Genomic DNA, 17,176 nt, shown 5'->3' with positions numbered 1-17,176 from the left:
TATATCCCCGCCCGATTGGGCGAGGGTTTACGCGGGTTTTGCTAATTGTTCAAAAAGAACGCAAAGATAAGGTAAAGACCCGTTTTTCTTAGTAGTACGAGTGTTCACCCGCTTGGTGCTCGGTCGCATCTTTCACGCCGGTAAGTTCACCAGGAAAACGTTGCAGCAGTTCTTTTTCAATGCCTTCTTTTAAAGTGACATCAACCATACTGCAGCCATTGCAACCGCCGCCAAACTGCAACACGGCAATGCCGTCGTCGGTTATTTGGCTGACTGCCACTTTACCGCCATGGTTAGCCAACTGTGGGTTAACTTCAGATTGAATCACATACTCAACGCGCTCAATCAGAGGCGCATCGTCAGAAACTTTCTTGGCTTTCGCATTCGGTGCTTTTAGGGTCAGTTGCGAGCCTAAATCTTGCTCTTCAAAATCAATCACGGCATCGGTTAAGAAAGGCGCACTACCTGAGTCAACCACCGCATCAAAACCGCTAAATGGTAATACTTCGTCGTCAGCTTCTACCGAGTCTGGTGGGCAATAAGATACGCCACATTCTGCTGAAGGCGTGCCCGGGTTAACAACAAATACGCGGATATTGGTGTTATCCGGTTGCTCAGCAAGCAGTTTACGAAAATGAGCTTGTGCGCTTTCGGTAATACGAATCATGGGCAAATCACCTCAATACTTTTGAATTACTCGTCGTTGGTAGGTAGCTATAAGCTAGTCGCTACCAAGCTATACTTGACTAAATTAGTAGGGTATATCTTATCGCAATTTTTGGGCATTGCATAGTAACCACTGTGGGCATTCGGTTAAGAGTTTGCTAGTTTACAAGACTACTTTTGGTTTCAGCAGGAAAATTTCATGCAACGTTTGCTTACTCTATGTGTGCTTTGCTTTATTGCAGTAGCTAGTTTTGCTAGCAATGCTACCAGCTTAGATGATTATCTTCCCGACGATGTAACTTACAACCCTGATATTCCAACGCCACAGCAGGTACTCGGCTACGAAGTGGGCGAATGGCACGTAAGGCCTGAACAGTTGGTTCGTTACATGGAAATTCTTGCGGAAAAGTCCGACCGGTTCACCCTTGAAGTCACAGGGTATACCCATGAGCGACGCCCACTTTTATTATTAACTGTGACCGCCCCAGAAAACCACAGCAATATTGAGCAGTTACGTGATCAACACCTCGCCTTGGCTGATCCTAAACGCAAAGGTAACCCGGATACTGCACCGTTAGTCCTCTACATGGGCTACAGCATTCATGGTGATGAACCTAGCGGCAGTAACTCAGCCTTGCTGTATGCCTATTATTTGGCCGCAGCTGAAGGCGAGAAAATCGAGCGCGTGTTAAAAGATACCATTATCTTGCTTGATCCGGCCTACAACCCTGATGGCTTAGCTCGTTTTGCACAGTGGGCTAATCAGCATAAAAGCATCAACTTAGTCAGCGATACTCAACATCGTGAGCACGTGCAGCCTACGCCTCGTGGCCGAGTTAACCACTATTGGTTTGACTTAAACCGCGATTGGTTGTTGTTACAGCATCCTGAGTCACGCGCTCGTATTGCCAATTTCCAAAAATGGAAGCCTAACGTCCTTACCGATTTTCATGAGATGGGCACAGATAGCACCTTTTTCTTCCAGCCGGGTATTCCATCACGAAAAAACCCGAATACGCCAGACGAAAACGTACGTCTAACCCAAACTCTGGCGGAGGGTCATGCGGCGGCACTGGATGAACAAGGCCGGTTGTATTTTACTGAAGAAGCCTTTGATGATTTCTATGTTGGGAAAGGTTCAACTTATCCTGATGTGCAAGGTGCTATCGGTATCCTTTTTGAGCAGGCTTCTAGCCGTGGTCATGCCCAAGACTCTATTAATGGCTTATTAGAGTTTCCTTTTACCATTCAAAACCAATTTACCACGTCGTTAACCAGCATGTATGGCGCTCACGCCAATAAAAAGTGGTTCTTGGATTACCAACAACGTTTTTACGATGACTCGATGGCGGCAGCTAAAAAAGCTGACTTTAACGGCTATGTGGTAGGTGATGAAACCGACCCCGCGCGGCTACACGAGATGCTTAACATTTTGCGTCAGCACGGCGTTCAGAGTTATGTGTTAACCGATGATCTAAAGCTAAACGGGGTCACTTACCAAGCAGATCATGCTGCTTACATCCCGCTAGAACAACCTCAGTATTTATTGATTCGTGCGATGTTCATGAATCAGAAGAGCTTTAAAGATAATACTTTCTATGATGTTTCGGCATGGACCCTACCCCATGCGTTTAACCTGAACTGGGCAACCTACGATGGTCGCCGCATCAAAATTGCCGACCAAGCATGGCAACCCACCACCACCCCTAACCATGACTTGGCTGCTGATGCCTACGCTTATGCGTTTGAATGGCACCATTATTTTGCCCCGAAAACTCTGAACCGGTTATTGCAAGCGGGCATTCATGTGCGTCAAGCAAACCAAGCTTTTACTGCATCGACTAGCGCTGGCGATTATAACTTCACGGCTGGTACCGTGGTGGTGACTAAAGCCTATCAACAACAAGACTGGGCCAAAGTACAACAGCAGCTTGCCGCCATTACCGCAGAAACCGGTGTAACAGTGCATGCCATCAGCTCGGGTTTAACCCCGCGCGGTATGGACCTTGGTAGCCGTAATTTGGCACCGGTGAAACCTATCCAAGTGATGATGCTAGTAGGTAACGATGCCAACATGTACGAAGGCGGCGAAGCTTGGTATTACCTCGATCGCCATGTTGGTGTACCCCTTTCGATGGTTGATACGGACCGTTTTGGTGGCTTTGATTTAAGCCGCTATACGCACATTTTAATGGTCGACGGTCGTTATTCTAACCTGTCTAAACGAGACGCAGAGCGACTACAGCAATGGGTGCGCGACGGCGGTGTGGTAATTGGCCAACAAAACGGTGCACGTTGGTTAAGTCAGCATGATATTTTGGCGGCCGAATTTGTGAATTCAGATGAGTTTTCGAAGAAGTTTCCAACCGCGGGACTGACCTTTGCCGACCAAGATCATTTTTACGGTCAGCGCCGCGTAGCTGGAGCTATCTTTGAACTTGAATTAGATGCTACCCATCCGCTTACGTTTGGCTATCCTCGCGCTACCTTGCCGGTCTTTAAAGACAGCTTAAATGCGATGGTGGTGCCTGAGCAGCCGTTTGTTACCGTGGCAACATACCGTGCTAACGATCCACTGTTAGCCGGTTTTGCCGCCTCTCAGAACCGTGAAGTATTGGCAGGTAAAGCAGCAATCATCGCCCATCGTCACGGTCGTGGCCGCGTGATTGCCTTTACCGATGACATTAACTTCCGTGCCTTCTTCTGGGGCACCGCTAAGTTACTCAGTAATGCTATCTTCTTAGCAGATCAGGTCACTCCTAGCCTGAGCGACGAAGAAAATGCTGCCGAGGCTGCCGCTGAAGCGGCTGAGAGTGCTCACTAAGCACCTCTCTTAGCAGTTATTCATTGAGCGGTGGATGAGGTTCAGCAAAAGCGAACGTCCATGCATCCACCGCCTTGGCGCCGCGCTGCTCAATTGCAGCAGCGGCGGCCGATATTGATGCGCCCGTAGTCAGCACATCATCCACCACCGCTATCGTTAGCCCGGTCATATTACCAGTGCAATACAGACTGCGCTGCATACTATCCCAACGTTGTGAGGCGCTGCTATGATGTTGTTGGGTACCGGTATCGTAGAGTCGTCGTAAACCACCACTAATAATCGGCAACTGCAACTGTTCGGCGACCGCCCGCGCCAGCAATCCTGCTTGATTATAACCACGCTTAACCCAACGCGAATAACTCATCGGCATCGCCATAATCGCATCTGGCCGGGGCTTATCCTGATAGCAATGCAGTACCTGGGCCACCATCAAGGGTGCTAGCACCTGAGCTAACTCGGGACAACTGTGGAATTTAAAACGATGCACGAGTGAGCGCGTATCTGCTTGCCAGCTCATCGCCGCATACCAGTATCGCCCTTGCGCTCGTTCGGGTTGCTGACAACGCCATTTTAGGCAGCTCGGCGGCAACCGCGGTAAGTCATACAAACATACCAAACAGAGTCCGCCACCTGTTCGACCAGTTAAAGATTGATTACATAGCCAGCAATAACCTAACATAGAGGCCCTTTTTTCAAGTGGTTTAAGGTAGCAAGGACACTCATGGTAGACTCAGTTTGGCGCGCCGTCAGGGGCACAGGGACGGATATTGTGGTACTCCATGGCTGGGGTTTGAATGCGAATATCTGGACGCCGATTGTCGCTGATTTAGCCAAATTAGGCCGTGTCCATCGCCTAGACCTACCCGGCTATGGCGAGTCACCTTGGCCTGCGGACCGCGAACTGACGTTTGCTAATCTGTGTGAACTCACCTTAGCAGCCTTGCCTTCACGCTGTCATTTAATCGGCTGGTCTCTTGGCGGCTTAGTAGCAACCCAGATCGCATTGCAAGCTCCAGAACGCCTGCATAGCCTAACCACCGTAGCTTCATCGCCTTATTTTCCTGCAACACCTGAATGGCCAGGTATCGAACCGCATATCTTGCATACCTTTGCGAAACAACTGAGCAAAGATTTCAAACGTACGGTGGAACGCTTCCTGGCGCTCCAGTCGTTAGGCGCGCCGCACGCCAAAGAAGATATTAAACAGATTAAAGCATGGCTATTTGCCAAACCGATGGCGACCCCTGCGGTGCTCGATGCCGGTTTAGATATGCTGGCCAGTGTGGATTTGCGCCCGCAGTTGGCACAACTGGCGGTACCTTTATTGCGGGTGTATGGCAAACTAGATGCGTTAGTGCCGGCCGCAGTAGCTGACCACGTGAGCCAGCTCCTGCCAAGCACTGCGAGCGCACAGCATCAGTATCTGGCGCCACGCTGTAGTCATGCGCCTTTCATCAGCGACCCGAACGGCTTTATGGCCGCCCTACAACCCTTTTTGCAGCAATACGCGCCCAGTTAACGCTGACATTGTGGGCAATACACGGTACTACGCTGGCCTAAGCGGATTTCTTTCAAGGTGCTCTTGCACTGCATGCAAGCTTTACCGCCGCGCCCGTACACCATCAGTTCTTGCTTGAAGTAACCAGGCTGACCATCGGCTTGAGTGAAATCTTGCAAGGTAGTGCCGCCTTGTTCAATGGCTCTAGCAAGGGTTTCTTTAATAATGGGCACCAGTCGCTGATAACGTGCTTTACTGACTTTACCAGCGGCACGTTTAGGATGAATTCCCGCTTTAAACAAAGACTCATTGGCGTAGATGTTCCCTACCCCAACCACCACATGATTATCCATAATGAAAGTTTTAATGGCTTGCTGACGACCACGCGAGGCGTTGAACAGATAATCTAGCGTAAAGGCATCGGTTAAGGGTTCTGGCCCCAGCTCGCGCAGTAAGGGGTGGTCGGCACTAGGATGAGTTGCGCTATACAACCAACAACCGAAGCGCCGGGGGTCGTTAAAACGTAAGCAAAGGCCGGATCCTAGCACCAGATCAATATGGTCATGCTTAACAACCAGACTATCTGCGGGTACCACCCGCAAAGCTCCGGACATCCCCAAGTGCACAATCAGGTAGCCCTTTGTGGTGCTAATAATCAAATATTTGGCGCGGCGTTCGACGCCTTCGATGGTGGCCCCAGCAACCGTCTCTAAAGAAGCTGGAACCGGCCAGCGTAAGCGTCGATCACGGACAATCACCTGGGTAATCTGTTGCCCTGTAAGATGGGGGCTGATACCTAGACGACTGACTTCAACTTCGGGTAATTCTGGCATGGCTAGACCTCATCAAAAAATACCGCGCAGCTTGTGTTTATAGCTACGCTATTCTATATTCCCGCTCTTGTTCTACACCACATATTTGCAGTATGTTGAGGCATGCACCACATGACCGCCGAAATTAGTTTAAGCGAACAACAATTTCGTACTCAAGCTATTGATTATGACCAGCTTGCTGCGCACGGGTATGTTATTGTACCGCAGTATCTAGCTGCGCCTTACTGCCTGCAATTGTACCAGTATGCCCAACAATTGAGTAGCGACTGCTGGCAACAGGCCGGCATCGGTCGAGCTGATCAGTACACCACCAATACGGCCGTGCGCCAGGATAAGATCCGCTGGTTACAACGCGAATTTGCACTTGAAAACGCTTATTTAACCATGATGGATAACTTGCGCTTAGAAGTAAATCGCGAACTCTTTATGGGGTTATTTGATTACGAGTGCCATCTTGCTCACTATCCGCCTGGCGCTTTTTATCGCAAACACCTAGATGCTTTTAAAGGTCGTAGTAATCGTATCTTAACCAGCGTGTTCTACTTAAATCCAGATTGGCAAGACGCCGATGGTGGGCAACTCATTATTTATGGTAAACGTGGTGAGGTGCTCGAGACGGTGCTCCCCGAAGCGGGCAAATTGGTGCTGTTTTTAAGCGATGTGTTTGTGCATGAAGTACTTGCCGGGCAACGCGACCGTTATAGCATTACCGGCTGGTATCGGCATAATAATAGTATCAATGGTGTTATTGATCCTACCCGCTAACCCAGTGCTTGAGCACACTAAATAGCGCCCATAAAAAAACCCAGCTAGGCTGGGTTTTTTTATGCTCAGAAGAAGCTTACTTAATTTTAGCTTCTTTGAAAACCACGTGCTTACGAACCACTGGATCGTATTTTTTGATTTCCATTTTTTCTGGCATGTTGCGCTTGTTCTTGTCGGTAGTGTAGAAATAACCAGTACCGGCAGAAGAAACTAAACGAATCTTATCACGCATGGTTTATCTCCTTACACAGCTTCGCCACGAGCGCGCAAATCTGCGAGCACCGCGTCGATACCATTTTTATCAACAATACGCATACCTTTGGTAGAGATACGCAATTTAACCCAACGCTTTTCTGATTCTACCCAGAAGCGGTGTGATTGCAGGTTCGGCAGGAAACGACGCTTGGTCGCATTGCGCGCGTGAGAACGGTTATTACCGGTAACCGGACGCTTTCCTGTAACTTGACATACTCGTGACATTCTATTTACTCCAAAATTGCTTCAAGCTCGCCTGTCGCCCATCGCGGCCTTGCCTTGAATCCGAGGGCGCATTTTATACAGCAAATTGGCCCGGCAATCAAGTGATCGCAGATATTTTTTGATCTTTCTGATCCTATAAACGGCGGCGCTACTTTACTACAACAACCCTCGTTCAGCAAATGAAACTGGTGATCCAGCACCAATTATAAAGTGATCGAGTAGCGCGACGTCGATCATCGCTAGGGCTCGCTTCAAGCGCTCAGTGACGCGCTGGTCGGCTTGGCTAGGTTCAGCCACCCCTGACGGATGATTGTGCGCTAGTATAACCGCTGCCGCATTACATTGCAGTACTAACTTAACCACCTCACGCGGATAAACTGGAGCCGCATTGATGGTGCCCTGAAATAATTCAACGTATTTTAACAGCCGGTGCTGACTATCAAGTAGCAGCACCACAAACACTTCGCGTTCTTGATGACGCAACTGTGCGGTAAGATAGTCACGCACCATGGAGGGTTGGGTAAAGCCATCGTCACGCCGTAATTGCCACGCTAAATAGCGCCGTGAAATTTCCATCACCACTTGCAATTGCATTACCCGGGCCGGGCCAATCCCTGTCTGTTGCAGGAGGCTCTCGGCGGGCGCCGCGAGCAAACCGCCAATACCCTCGTAATGGCTCAACAGGTCGCGTGAGTAGGTGACCACATCTTTGCCCTTCACTCCGGTGCCGAGCAAGATAGCCAATAATTCAGCATCGGTTAAGGTGGCGACTCCTAGTTCAGCCATTTTTTCGCGCGGACGCTCGGCGACAGGCCAGTCTTTTACAGTGGGCATGGTTACTTTCCTTGTTTGCTCAGATGGGTCAGAGCGCCTAATGTAGCTAATTTTGACCGACGATCGGCTGCCATTGGTTAGGTAACCAAAGCAAGGTGGTCACAAATTCATGCGCTAAGGCGCTAGACTAAGGGCTTGCGCAGCAGGCGTGCGTCCTTACCTAAGCTAGATTGCGTGATTGAAAAGTACCACGTCAGATATCGCCTAAAGCTATCCCAATGTGCTAAGGTAAAGACCTTGTAAAGGTAAGGACTTACTATGACTTATAGCCCCGAGCAACCGCTAGCCAACCGCAACATACTGGTGGGTGTAAGCGGTGGTATTGCCGCTTATAAAATTCCCGAATTGGTGCGTCGCCTGCGTGATTACGGCGCCTCTGTGCGCGTGGTGATGACCCAAGGTGCCCAAGCCTTTATCACGCCACTAACGCTCCAAGCGGTATCGGGACATCCTGTGCATCATGACTTGCTTGACCCTGCGGCCGAAGCTGCCATGGGCCATATAGAATTGGCTAAATGGGCTGATTTAGTGCTGCTAGCTCCTGCGAGTGCAAATATGCTGGCAAGGCTTGCTAACGGCAGCGCTGATGACTTACTTAGCACCCTGTGCTTAGCTACTGCCGCTCCTATCTGGGTGGCACCTGCCATGAACCAGCAGATGTGGGCAGCACCAGCAGTACAAGCCAACTTGCAACGGATTCAGCAGTACGGCATGCAGCTGATAGAACCTAATAGCGGTGCTCAAGCTTGCGGTGATGTTGGTAGTGGGCGTATGCCAGAACCGCTAGAGCTGCGAGAGCTGGTAGTACGGGCGTTAGCAGCGGATAGACAATCTGTGGCTGCTCTTCTGGCGAATCAACACTTGGTGATTACCGCAGGTCCCACCCGCGAGGCCATCGATCCGGTGCGCTATTTGTCCAACCATAGCTCGGGTAAAATGGGGTTCGCTTTAGCTACGGCGGCGCAACAACTAGGCGCTACTGTGACTTTAATTGCCGGCCCTTGTCAGCTCCCCACTCCAGTAGGGGTGACGCGCATCGATGTGACTAGTGCTGAGGACATGTTAGCGGCAGTGTTAACAGCGGTTCCCAGCGCCGATATTTTTATTGGATGTGCAGCGGTCGCCGATTATCGCCCGGCCACCGTCGCTAGCCATAAAATGAAAAAGACCGCGGAGCAAGATGAGTTAGCTCTAACCCTAATTAAAAACCCTGATATTTTAGCTACGGTAAGTAACTTAACCAAACCACCTTTTACTATTGGCTTCGCCGCTGAAACCAATGACGTTGCCCGGTATGCCCAAAGTAAATTGGTACGAAAGAAACTCGCGATGATCGCCGCTAACGATGTTAGTAGCAGCGCTATCGGCTTTAACAGCGACGTCAATGCCATGACACTCTACTGGCACGACCAACAGGGGCTACTTAAGCACTTAGATCTGCCGGAGGCAGATAAACTGAGTATTGCTACCCAGTTGTTACAGCATGCCGTTAAACTAAAAAATAGCCATGACTTTTCTTATCAAAGTGGCGCAGATTCAGCAACCTCTTAAGTTTAGAACCAGGAACCCAGCATGACTGCTATCGACCTTAAAATTCTTGACCCTAAAATTGGCCAAAGCATCCCCTTGCCAACTTACGCAACCCCAGGTTCAGCCGGCCTAGATTTGCGTGCTTGTCTTGACCAACCACTTACGGTGGAGCCAGGCGAGACCCATCTGGTAGGAACGGGGCTAGCGATTCATATCGCCGACCCTAACCTTGCCGCTACCCTGCTGCCACGTTCTGGATTGGGACATAAACATGGCTTGGTGCTAGGTAATTTAGTGGGTTTAATCGATTCAGATTATCAAGGTGAACTGAAAGTGTCGGTTTGGAACCGCAGCACTAATGCTTATACCATTGAGCCTGGCGAGCGCATTGCGCAGATGGTTATCGTGCCGGTGGTGCAAGTACAATTTAATCTCGTTGAAGATTTTTCTGAGTCCGACAGAGGCGCCGGTGGCTTCGGTCATTCGGGTACCCGCTAAGCCGTGCTAAATAGGCTCTGCTACTAAGAATCATAACCAAGGAAGCAACCACGTGACCGCAAAACAGAATCGTAAACAGGATATTTTAGCCGCTCTCGCCGCCATGTTAGAAACCAGCCCAGGACAACGCATCACCACAGCCCGTTTGGCTGCTGAAGTGGGTGTCTCTGAGGCCGCTTTATACCGTCATTTCGCCTCGAAAGCGAAAATGTTTGAAGGCCTGATTGATTTTACTGAAGATGCCATTTTGTCGCGCATCAACCAAATCTTAGAAAATGAAAAAGACACGTTAGCGCGCTGTGAAATGATGGTGCGACTGGTGCTTACTTTTGTTGAGCGTAACCCTGGCATCACGCGGGTGATTACCGGAGATGCCCTACTCGGTGAGCACGAACGTTTACGAGATCGAGTGACTGGCATTTTTGATAAGCTAGAAGCTAACTTCAAACAGGTCTTACGGGAGCGTCGATTACGTGAGAAAGTGGTCGCTGGGCTAGATGAAGGGATGCTCGCCAATCTACTTATGGCTTATACCGATGGTAAAATCGCGCAGTTTGTGCGGTCAGGGTTTACCCATAAACCAACCACTCATTTTGAGCAGCAGTGGCAAACCATTGCGGAACAATTGCTACGCTAGTCAGGCAACTAGCACCAGAAGCATGAGCAGCTTAGACTGGTCTGCTTCTGGTCATATCAATGCATCGCTTAATTGTTCTCACTGGCTGTATCAGTCGCCACCGATTCAGACGTCCGAGCGCGGCTTAGCAAGTTGATTGCAGCTTGCTGTGGCGTAGTATCTCCGTACAGAACATCATACAACTGCTCACAAATCGGCATTTCTACACCATGGCGTCGTGCTAGGGTCACCACTTCGCGCGTGTTGCGATAGCCTTCCACCGCTTGGCCGATTTCAGCCATAGCTTGGTCAACGGATTTACCTTGGCCTAAGGCCAAACCAAAACGCCGATTACGTGATTGGTTGTCGGTACAAGTTAGAATTAAGTCGCCTAATCCTGCCATGCCAGTAAAGGTTTCTGGTTTAGCGCCAAGCTTTAATCCTAATCGGGTGAGCTCAGCTAAGCCGCGTGTAATGAGGGCAGTGCGAGCATTAGCGCCAAAACCCACACCATCCGCCATCCCCGCACCAATAGCGATCACATTTTTAACGGCGCCACCTAACTGCACGCCAATAAAGTCGTCGTTGGTATAAACGCGAAAACTGCGATCGCAGTGCAGCAGTTCAGACAGATCTTCAACAAATTGCGGATCCGTAGAAGACATCGAGATAGCGGTAGGTAAACCTTTAGCCATTTCCATCGCAAAGGTTGGGCCAGAAAGCACCGCTAAGGCGTGCTCGTCACCCAAAATATCTTCTGCTACTTCAAATAATAACCGGCCTGTTTCGGGCTCTAAACCTTTGGTCGCCCAAGCCACTCGGGCATCAGGCAATAATTGCGGCGCAATATCTTGTAGTACTTGCTTAAAGCCGCCACTGGGCACAACCACCACTATATTATGGCACGCAGCTACTGCTTCAGCTAAGTCTGCAGTAACTTGGAGATTATCAGGTAAGGTAATGCCTGGCAGATAGCGTTTGTTCTCGCGCTCAGCAGCCATAGCTGCAACTTGCTCGGCATCGCGACCCCATAAACAGGTCGCCGTACCCTTACGGGCAAAACAAAGTGCTAGGGCGGTTCCATAAGAACCGGCTCCTAGCACTGTTACTTGTGCATTACGCATTCGTTTTGCAATCTAACTTATTGCTGAGTAGCTTCGGCAGCTTCTTGCTGCTGACGCTGGATATGCTGAGCAAATACCGCGTCGAAGTTAACTGGCGCTAAGTTCAATTGTGGGAAGGTTGCGCGGCTAACTAAGCTAGACAAAGTCTCGCGTGCGTATGGGAACAAGATATTCGGGCAGAACGCGCCTAATAAGTGTGCACGTTGACCATCTTCGAGTGAATCAGCGATGGTGAAAATACCTGCTTGGTGAACTTCAGCCAAGAACGCTACTTCGCCATTTACTTTGTTGGTTGCAGTAATTTTCAACACAACTTCGTAGGTGTTGTCTTCTAACTTAGTGTTATTCACATTTAAGTCTAAGCTCAACTCTGGCTTCCACTCTTGACGGAAAACTGCCGGCGAGTTTGGCGCTTCAAACGAAACATCTTTGACATAGACGCGTTGAATTTGGAATGCTTGTTGTTGTGGTGCGTCGTCCTGTGCGGCGCCATTTACTTGCTGTTCATCAGCCATTGTTCTACTTCCTATTGCTTGATCAAACGATTATTTTTTTACCAGTGGGAAACTGGCGCCCTGCCAGGCAGAAATTCCACCTTGGAGTATTGCAACCTGTTCAAACCCAGCTTTAGCTAACGTAGCTGCAGCCCCTTTTGCGGTCATTCCCGTTGCGCATACCACCACGATGGGGGCAGATTTGAATTTCTCAAGTGGTGCCAGTTCATTTTTCCGGATTTTATCGGCAGTTAAATGCAGAGAATCCTGAATGTGCCCTTTACGGTACTCATCCACCGAGCGAATATCAACATACACCCCATCATTTCTATTAATTAATAAGGTTGCTTGCTGCGGGGTCAAACTTTTTATTTTGGAAGTTGCGGCTTGAACATAAGTAACCACAATGGCAATTAAAAGAATAACCCAAAGCAGACTCATAAATAGGTGGTCTGCAGCGAAGGCAAGGATTTGCTCCATGGTGAACGTAACTCCAGTTGAAAAACAAGCCACAGAGTATACCTACTGATTTGCCCGTTGCCAGTAAAATTTGGTGTTAATGAATGTCTAGAAAGGGTGCGGAGCAAGCTAAAATCGCATAAAATAGATTCAATTTGATGAATTTACTAAAAAACCACCGAGGATGTTATGGGTAAAGCGCATACACCATTGGCGTTAATTATTTTAGACGGTTGGGGCCATCGCGAGGCAGTTGCCGATAATGCGATAGCGGCAGCACATACTCCGACTATGGATGCCCTGTGGCAACAATGCCCACATACATTGATTGACGGCTCAGGGATGGCAGTAGGCCTACCAGACGGGCAAATGGGTAACTCTGAGGTGGGCCATGTAAACCTTGGTGCAGGGCGCGTGGTGTATCAAGACTTTACCCGCATCAGCAAAGCTATCAGCGATGGCGATTTCTTTGCTAATCCTGCTTTAACTGAGGCGGTAGACAAGGCGGTGCGGGCCGACCAAGCGGTTCACATCATGGGGCTGTTATCACCAGGTGGCGTGCATAGTCACGAAGACCATCTGTTAGCCATGGTTGAACTAGCCGCCCAGCGCGGGGCACAAAAAATTTATGTGCATGGTTTTCTAGACGGTCGTGACACCCCACCACGTTCTGCCAAAGCTTCTCTGGAGCGCTTTGATGCCTTGTTTAGTCAGCTTGGCGTGGGGCGATTTGCAAGTCTTTGCGGACGCTACTTTGCGATGGACCGAGATAAGCGCTGGGATCGAGTCGCGCAAGCTTGGGATTTAATCGTCCATGGCAAGGCTTCTTATCAAGCAGATAGTGCCTTAGTAGCACTTGCTGATGCCTACGAACGTGACGAAAATGACGAGTTTGTGCAAGCCACCCGGATTGGCGATAAAGCGCCGATGCAAGAGGGTGATGCAGTGATCTTCATGAACTTCCGCGCCGACCGCGCGCGTCAACTGAGCCACGCCTTTTTAGATGAAGACTTTAATGGATTTGACCGTGGTCAGCGGCCCCAGTTAGGAGCCTTCGTTATGCTCACAGAATATGCAGCAGAGCTGAATGGCCCCGTTGCCTATCCGCCTGAGTCACTGAATAACGTTTTAGGCGAATGGCTCGCCAAGCATGACTACACCCAGTTGCGTATTTCTGAAACCGAAAAGTATGCGCATGTTACTTTTTTCTTCAGCGGTGGACGGGAACAAGAGTTTGCTGGTGAACAGCGAGTGTTGATCCCATCTCCCAATGTAGCAACCTACGATTTGCAGCCAGAGATGAACTCCGAGCTACTCACTGATGAGTTGGTTGCCGCCATTCGCGCCGGCCAACATGACGTGATTATCTGTAACTACCCGAACGGCGACATGGTCGGTCATACGGGCAATTTTGCTGCTGCCGTAAAAGCTTGTGAAGCTGTCGATCGTTGTATCGCGCGGGTGGTTGAAGCGCTACGCGAGGTTGGCGGTGAGTGTCTAATTACCGCAGATCACGGCAATGCTGAGCAAATGCAAGACCATCATACGGGCCAATCACACACTGCCCACACCAGTGAGCTGGTGCCGTTTATTTATGTGGGTCGTGATGCCACAGCTCGTGCGGGTGGCACCTTGTCTGATGTAGCTCCTACGATGCTGCATTTATTAGGGCTACCAACTCCGCCAGAGATGACGGGCAAACCCATTGTTACCTTAACTCAAAGCAGCTAATGGTAGCTACTTGGGGTCGCTGGCTGGCGCTGACATTCTGGCTCTTAAGTAGTGCTGCGGCCGTAGCGCAGACGGACAGTCAAGCAGAACAAGCTGCAACTGAAGCCCAGTTGCAGCAAATTGCGACTGAGCTTAAGCGCCGGCAGCAAGCCTTAGACCAACGTTCTGAACAACTCAGCTTAACTGAGCGCGAGTTACAACAGTTAGAACGGCAAATAGCCAGTATTGCGAACGAACTGAATCATACCGCTACAGAGCTAGCGGCGACGGTCGCTCGTATCAAGGATTTACAACAACAGCAGCAGCAACTAGAACAGCAACAGCAACAACAACTGGAGCTTTTGGCTGAACAAATTGATACCGCCTATCGGTTAGGCAAACACGATTATTTAAAGCTGTTATTGCAACAACAAGAGCCCAGTAAAATTGAGCGGGTACTGGGCTACTATCGCTACTTTAATGAAGCTCGGATGCAGCAGTTAGAGCAACTGCAAGCTACCTATGCGCAACTAGAACAAGTACGGGCCGACGTTGATGAGCAACAAGCTAAGCAGCAACAGCAATTGGCTGAGCAGCGCCAGCAACAAGGCGTGTTGCAGCAACAACAGCAGCAACAACAACAACTTATCGCACGCTTAAATCGCGAGCAACAAGCGGATCAGCAAGCCATTAGCCAACTCCGCCAGAACCAAGAAGCCCTAGAGCAGGTGTTGGCGGCAATCATCGCAGCAATGCGCAATGAGCCGCAATTAAATGGATTAGCGGAGCTCAAGCGACAGTTACAGTGGCCTGCCGAAGGCAAAGTGCAACGAGTGTTTGGTACGGCGCGAAGTGGCGGCTTACAGTGGAAAGGCGTGATCATTGACGCGGCAGATGGCACCCCTGTTACGGCTATCGCTGATGGCCGCGTCTTATTTGCCAATTGGCTACGTGGCTACGGCCTATTACTGGTATTGGACCATGGCGATGGCTATATGAGCCTGTATGGCCACAACCAAACCATTTTACCCGCCGAGGGTGACATAGTGCGCCGTAATGAAACCATCGCCTTAGTGGGACAAAGCGGTGGCCGTGAGAGCCCAGCCTTGTATTTTGAAATCCGGGTTAAAGGCGACGCTGTTAACCCTACCCTGTGGTGTCGTTAAATGTTGCGCCCGTTGCTAGGGGGTGCTTGCCTGTTAATCTTGAGCTTGATCGCAAGCAAAGCCTTAGCCCAGCCTCCTCAGCTACTAACCCCGCCATTCAGCGAAGCGCCAAAGCCAGCCAAGATTGCTCTGGTGATTGACGATGTGGGCCACCACCTTCGCCATCAAGAGTTTCTCGATTTAGCAATTCCGATTACCTTAGCTATCTTACCAAGCTCGCCGCATGCCGCTAAACTAGCGACCACTGCGCATCAGGCTGGTCATCAGGTGATGCTGCACTTACCGATGCAAGCCCAAGGACAGCAGTCCGCCACAGAAGCTGGCATGCTAAGCGCGAGCGACTCATTAGCACATATTGAACTCTTGCTTGATTATGCATTGCAGCAGGTGCCCCATGCACAAGGGGTAAACAATCATCAAGGCAGCTATTTAACCGAACAAAAGCAAAGTATGGCGTGGTTGATGCAAGCCTTAAAGCAGCGTCAGCTGTATTTTTTAGATAGCCGTACTAGCGCAGCTACCGTGGCAGAACAACAGGCCCTTACTCATGGAGTACCCACCATAAGGCGGCATGTATTCCTTGATAATCAATTGCAGCAGGTGGCGCTAGAACAAGCTTGGCAGGGGCTCCTAGAGCTGGCGCAGAAGCAGTCGCAGGCGGTGGTGATTGCGCACCCTCATCCGGAAACGTTGGCCTTTCTAAAAGAAAAGATTCCGTTGTTACCAACGGAATCTTTTCAGTTTGTGTACGTTTCTGAGCTCTTAAATTAAGCCATCGCTAACCGCAATTTCTTCATTGCATTCACTTCTAACTGACGTACTCGCTCGGCTGACACTTGATATTTTTCTGCCAGCTCTTGTAGGGTCGTTTTATTCTCTTCATCTAACCAACGCGCCCTAACAATATCTTGGCTACGCTCATCCAGAGTATTAATTGCCGATAATAAACGCTGCTGAGTGTGAGCTTCCCACTGCTCTTGCTCAACTTCTTCAGCGAGGTCTGAGCGCTTATCTTCTAGATATTGAGCCGGTGAGTAATTGCTACCTTCGCGCGCATCATCATCGTCTGAGCTCAACTCAAAGGCTTGGTCATGGGCACTCATTCGAGCTTCCATTTCCAATACTTCAGAAGTACTAACACCTAAAGTTTCAGCTACCGTATTTACTTCATCTTGAGTAAACCAACCCAAACGCTTTTTCATTTTGCGCAGGTTAAAGAACAATTTACGTTGTGCTTTGGTGGTAGCGATTTTGACCAAACGCCAGTTCTTCAGCACGTATTCATGAATTTCAGCTTTAATCCAATGCACCGCGAAAGATACCAAGCGTACCCCCACGGTCGGGTCAAACCGGCGTACAGCTTTCATCAAGCCAATGTTGCCTTCTTGAATTAAATCGGCCTGAGGCAAGCCATAACCTGAGTAGCTGCGGGCCACATGTACGACAAAGCGCAGGTGCGACATGATGAGCTGACGTGCAGCCTCTAAATCGTCCTGTTCTTGTAGGCGCTCCGCCAACTCGCGTTCTTCTTCTGCTGACAGCATAGGAATGCGATTCACTGACGAAATATACGCCTCTAAGCTACCGCTCGATTGCGGTACCGTTAATGCCATACTCGTAATTTCAGTGCTCATGCAACAACATCCTCTTTAAATTTGGGTGCCTGTACTAAGTTCTGC

At 49.7% G+C, this 17,176-nt stretch carries 19 protein-coding genes; 9 read left to right on the top strand and 10 right to left on the bottom strand.

Annotated elements, in window-relative coordinates; translation table 11 throughout:
* Window positions 1-88: 88 nt before the first annotated feature.
* Window positions 89-667, bottom strand: a complete 579-nt coding sequence (gene nfuA / locus NOG12_RS10875) for a Fe-S biogenesis protein NfuA (protein WP_110076761.1) — start codon at window positions 665-667, stop codon at window positions 89-91.
* A gap of 198 nt (window positions 668-865) precedes the next feature.
* Between nfuA and NOG12_RS10870 the strand changes: the two genes are divergently transcribed.
* Window positions 866-3,490 carry a M14 family zinc carboxypeptidase gene (locus NOG12_RS10870; RefSeq protein ID WP_313933281.1) on the top strand — a complete coding sequence of 875 codons (2,625 nt, stop codon included), beginning with the start codon at window positions 866-868 and terminating at the stop codon, window positions 3,488-3,490.
* 16 nt (window positions 3,491-3,506) lie between these two features.
* Here NOG12_RS10870 and NOG12_RS10865 read toward each other — a convergent pair whose 3' ends face one another.
* Complete coding sequence (locus NOG12_RS10865; RefSeq protein ID WP_313933280.1) at window positions 3,507-4,007, bottom strand: ComF family protein; 501 nt, start codon at window positions 4,005-4,007, stop codon at window positions 3,507-3,509.
* A 204-nt stretch (window positions 4,008-4,211) separates the two neighbouring features.
* Between NOG12_RS10865 and bioH the strand changes: the two genes are divergently transcribed.
* A complete protein-coding gene (bioH, locus tag NOG12_RS10860; RefSeq protein ID WP_313933279.1) occupies window positions 4,212-5,009 on the top strand; it encodes a pimeloyl-ACP methyl ester esterase BioH in 798 nt (265 codons plus the stop codon).
* Here the strand turns inward: bioH and mutM are convergent.
* Window positions 5,006-5,821, bottom strand: a complete 816-nt coding sequence (mutM, locus tag NOG12_RS10855; protein WP_153827068.1) for a bifunctional DNA-formamidopyrimidine glycosylase/DNA-(apurinic or apyrimidinic site) lyase — start codon at window positions 5,819-5,821, stop codon at window positions 5,006-5,008. The genes bioH and mutM overlap by 4 nt on opposite strands.
* Window positions 5,822-5,932: 111 nt before the next feature.
* Between mutM and NOG12_RS10850 the strand changes: the two genes are divergently transcribed.
* On the top strand, window positions 5,933-6,586 hold the full coding sequence (locus NOG12_RS10850) for a 2OG-Fe(II) oxygenase (RefSeq protein WP_313933278.1): 654 nt from the start codon (window positions 5,933-5,935) through the stop codon (window positions 6,584-6,586).
* Window positions 6,587-6,662: 76 nt separating this feature from the next.
* Here the strand turns inward: NOG12_RS10850 and rpmG are convergent, their stop codons facing one another.
* The 3 genes from rpmG to radC form a co-directional block, all read right to left on the bottom strand.
* The gene (rpmG, locus tag NOG12_RS10845; protein WP_092857736.1) at window positions 6,663-6,818 is read right to left on the bottom strand and encodes a 50S ribosomal protein L33; all 156 of its coding nucleotides are present in this window, start codon (window positions 6,816-6,818) and stop codon (window positions 6,663-6,665) included.
* Between the two features lie 11 nt (window positions 6,819-6,829).
* Window positions 6,830-7,066 carry a 50S ribosomal protein L28 gene (rpmB, locus tag NOG12_RS10840; RefSeq protein WP_110076755.1) on the bottom strand — a complete coding sequence of 79 codons (237 nt, stop codon included), beginning with the start codon at window positions 7,064-7,066 and terminating at the stop codon, window positions 6,830-6,832.
* Window positions 7,067-7,222: 156 nt separating this feature from the next.
* The gene (radC, locus tag NOG12_RS10835; protein WP_110076754.1) at window positions 7,223-7,900 is read right to left on the bottom strand and encodes a RadC family protein; all 678 of its coding nucleotides are present in this window, start codon (window positions 7,898-7,900) and stop codon (window positions 7,223-7,225) included.
* 258 nt (window positions 7,901-8,158) lie between these two features.
* Between radC and coaBC the strand changes: the two genes are divergently transcribed.
* The 3 genes from coaBC to slmA are packed head-to-tail and all read left to right on the top strand — an operon-like array spanning window position 8,159 to window position 10,565.
* Window positions 8,159-9,451 (top strand): bifunctional phosphopantothenoylcysteine decarboxylase/phosphopantothenate--cysteine ligase CoaBC, encoded by a 1,293-nt coding sequence (gene coaBC / locus NOG12_RS10830; RefSeq protein ID WP_313933277.1) that lies wholly within the window; start codon window positions 8,159-8,161, stop codon window positions 9,449-9,451.
* Window positions 9,452-9,472: 21 nt separating this feature from the next.
* The gene (gene dut, locus NOG12_RS10825) at window positions 9,473-9,928 is read left to right on the top strand and encodes a dUTP diphosphatase (protein WP_153827065.1); all 456 of its coding nucleotides are present in this window, start codon (window positions 9,473-9,475) and stop codon (window positions 9,926-9,928) included.
* A gap of 52 nt (window positions 9,929-9,980) precedes the next feature.
* The gene (gene slmA / locus NOG12_RS10820; protein ID WP_162014607.1) at window positions 9,981-10,565 is read left to right on the top strand and encodes a nucleoid occlusion factor SlmA; all 585 of its coding nucleotides are present in this window, start codon (window positions 9,981-9,983) and stop codon (window positions 10,563-10,565) included.
* Window positions 10,566-10,633: 68 nt separating this feature from the next.
* Here the strand turns inward: slmA and gpsA are convergent, their stop codons facing one another.
* From gpsA to NOG12_RS10805, 3 genes are read right to left on the bottom strand one after another with little or no spacing between them, the layout of a single operon-like run.
* Window positions 10,634-11,668 (bottom strand): NAD(P)H-dependent glycerol-3-phosphate dehydrogenase, encoded by a 1,035-nt coding sequence (gpsA, locus tag NOG12_RS10815; protein WP_110076750.1) that lies wholly within the window; start codon window positions 11,666-11,668, stop codon window positions 10,634-10,636.
* Window positions 11,669-11,685: 17 nt separating this feature from the next.
* Window positions 11,686-12,183, bottom strand: coding sequence for a protein-export chaperone SecB (gene secB, locus NOG12_RS10810; protein ID WP_110076749.1), 498 nt, complete (start codon window positions 12,181-12,183; stop codon window positions 11,686-11,688).
* A 30-nt stretch (window positions 12,184-12,213) separates the two neighbouring features.
* Window positions 12,214-12,675 (bottom strand): rhodanese-like domain-containing protein, encoded by a 462-nt coding sequence (locus NOG12_RS10805; protein ID WP_313933276.1) that lies wholly within the window; start codon window positions 12,673-12,675, stop codon window positions 12,214-12,216.
* A 135-nt stretch (window positions 12,676-12,810) separates the two neighbouring features.
* On the opposite strand from NOG12_RS10805, the gene gpmM reads away from it, so the two are divergent.
* From gpmM to NOG12_RS10790, 3 genes are read left to right on the top strand one after another with little or no spacing between them, the layout of a single operon-like run.
* Window positions 12,811-14,352, top strand: a complete 1,542-nt coding sequence (gpmM, locus tag NOG12_RS10800) for a 2,3-bisphosphoglycerate-independent phosphoglycerate mutase (protein WP_313933275.1) — start codon at window positions 12,811-12,813, stop codon at window positions 14,350-14,352.
* The gene (locus tag NOG12_RS10795; RefSeq protein ID WP_313933274.1) at window positions 14,352-15,497 is read left to right on the top strand and encodes a murein hydrolase activator EnvC family protein; all 1,146 of its coding nucleotides are present in this window, start codon (window positions 14,352-14,354) and stop codon (window positions 15,495-15,497) included. The genes gpmM and NOG12_RS10795 overlap by 1 nt, the downstream gene beginning before the upstream one ends.
* Window positions 15,498-16,268 carry a divergent polysaccharide deacetylase family protein gene (locus NOG12_RS10790; RefSeq protein WP_313933273.1) on the top strand — a complete coding sequence of 257 codons (771 nt, stop codon included), beginning with the start codon at window positions 15,498-15,500 and terminating at the stop codon, window positions 16,266-16,268.
* Here NOG12_RS10790 and rpoH read toward each other — a convergent pair.
* The gene (rpoH, locus tag NOG12_RS10785) at window positions 16,265-17,131 is read right to left on the bottom strand and encodes an RNA polymerase sigma factor RpoH (protein WP_313933272.1); all 867 of its coding nucleotides are present in this window, start codon (window positions 17,129-17,131) and stop codon (window positions 16,265-16,267) included. The genes NOG12_RS10790 and rpoH overlap by 4 nt on opposite strands.
* Window positions 17,132-17,176 lie beyond the last annotated feature (45 nt).

It is taken from the genome of Pseudidiomarina fusca (assembly GCF_032227045.1).
GTDB lineage: Bacteria > Pseudomonadota > Gammaproteobacteria > Enterobacterales > Alteromonadaceae > Pseudidiomarina > Pseudidiomarina fusca.
The sequence above is the reverse complement of the archived record's forward strand: the minus strand, read 5'-3'. Positions and strand labels throughout refer to the sequence as shown.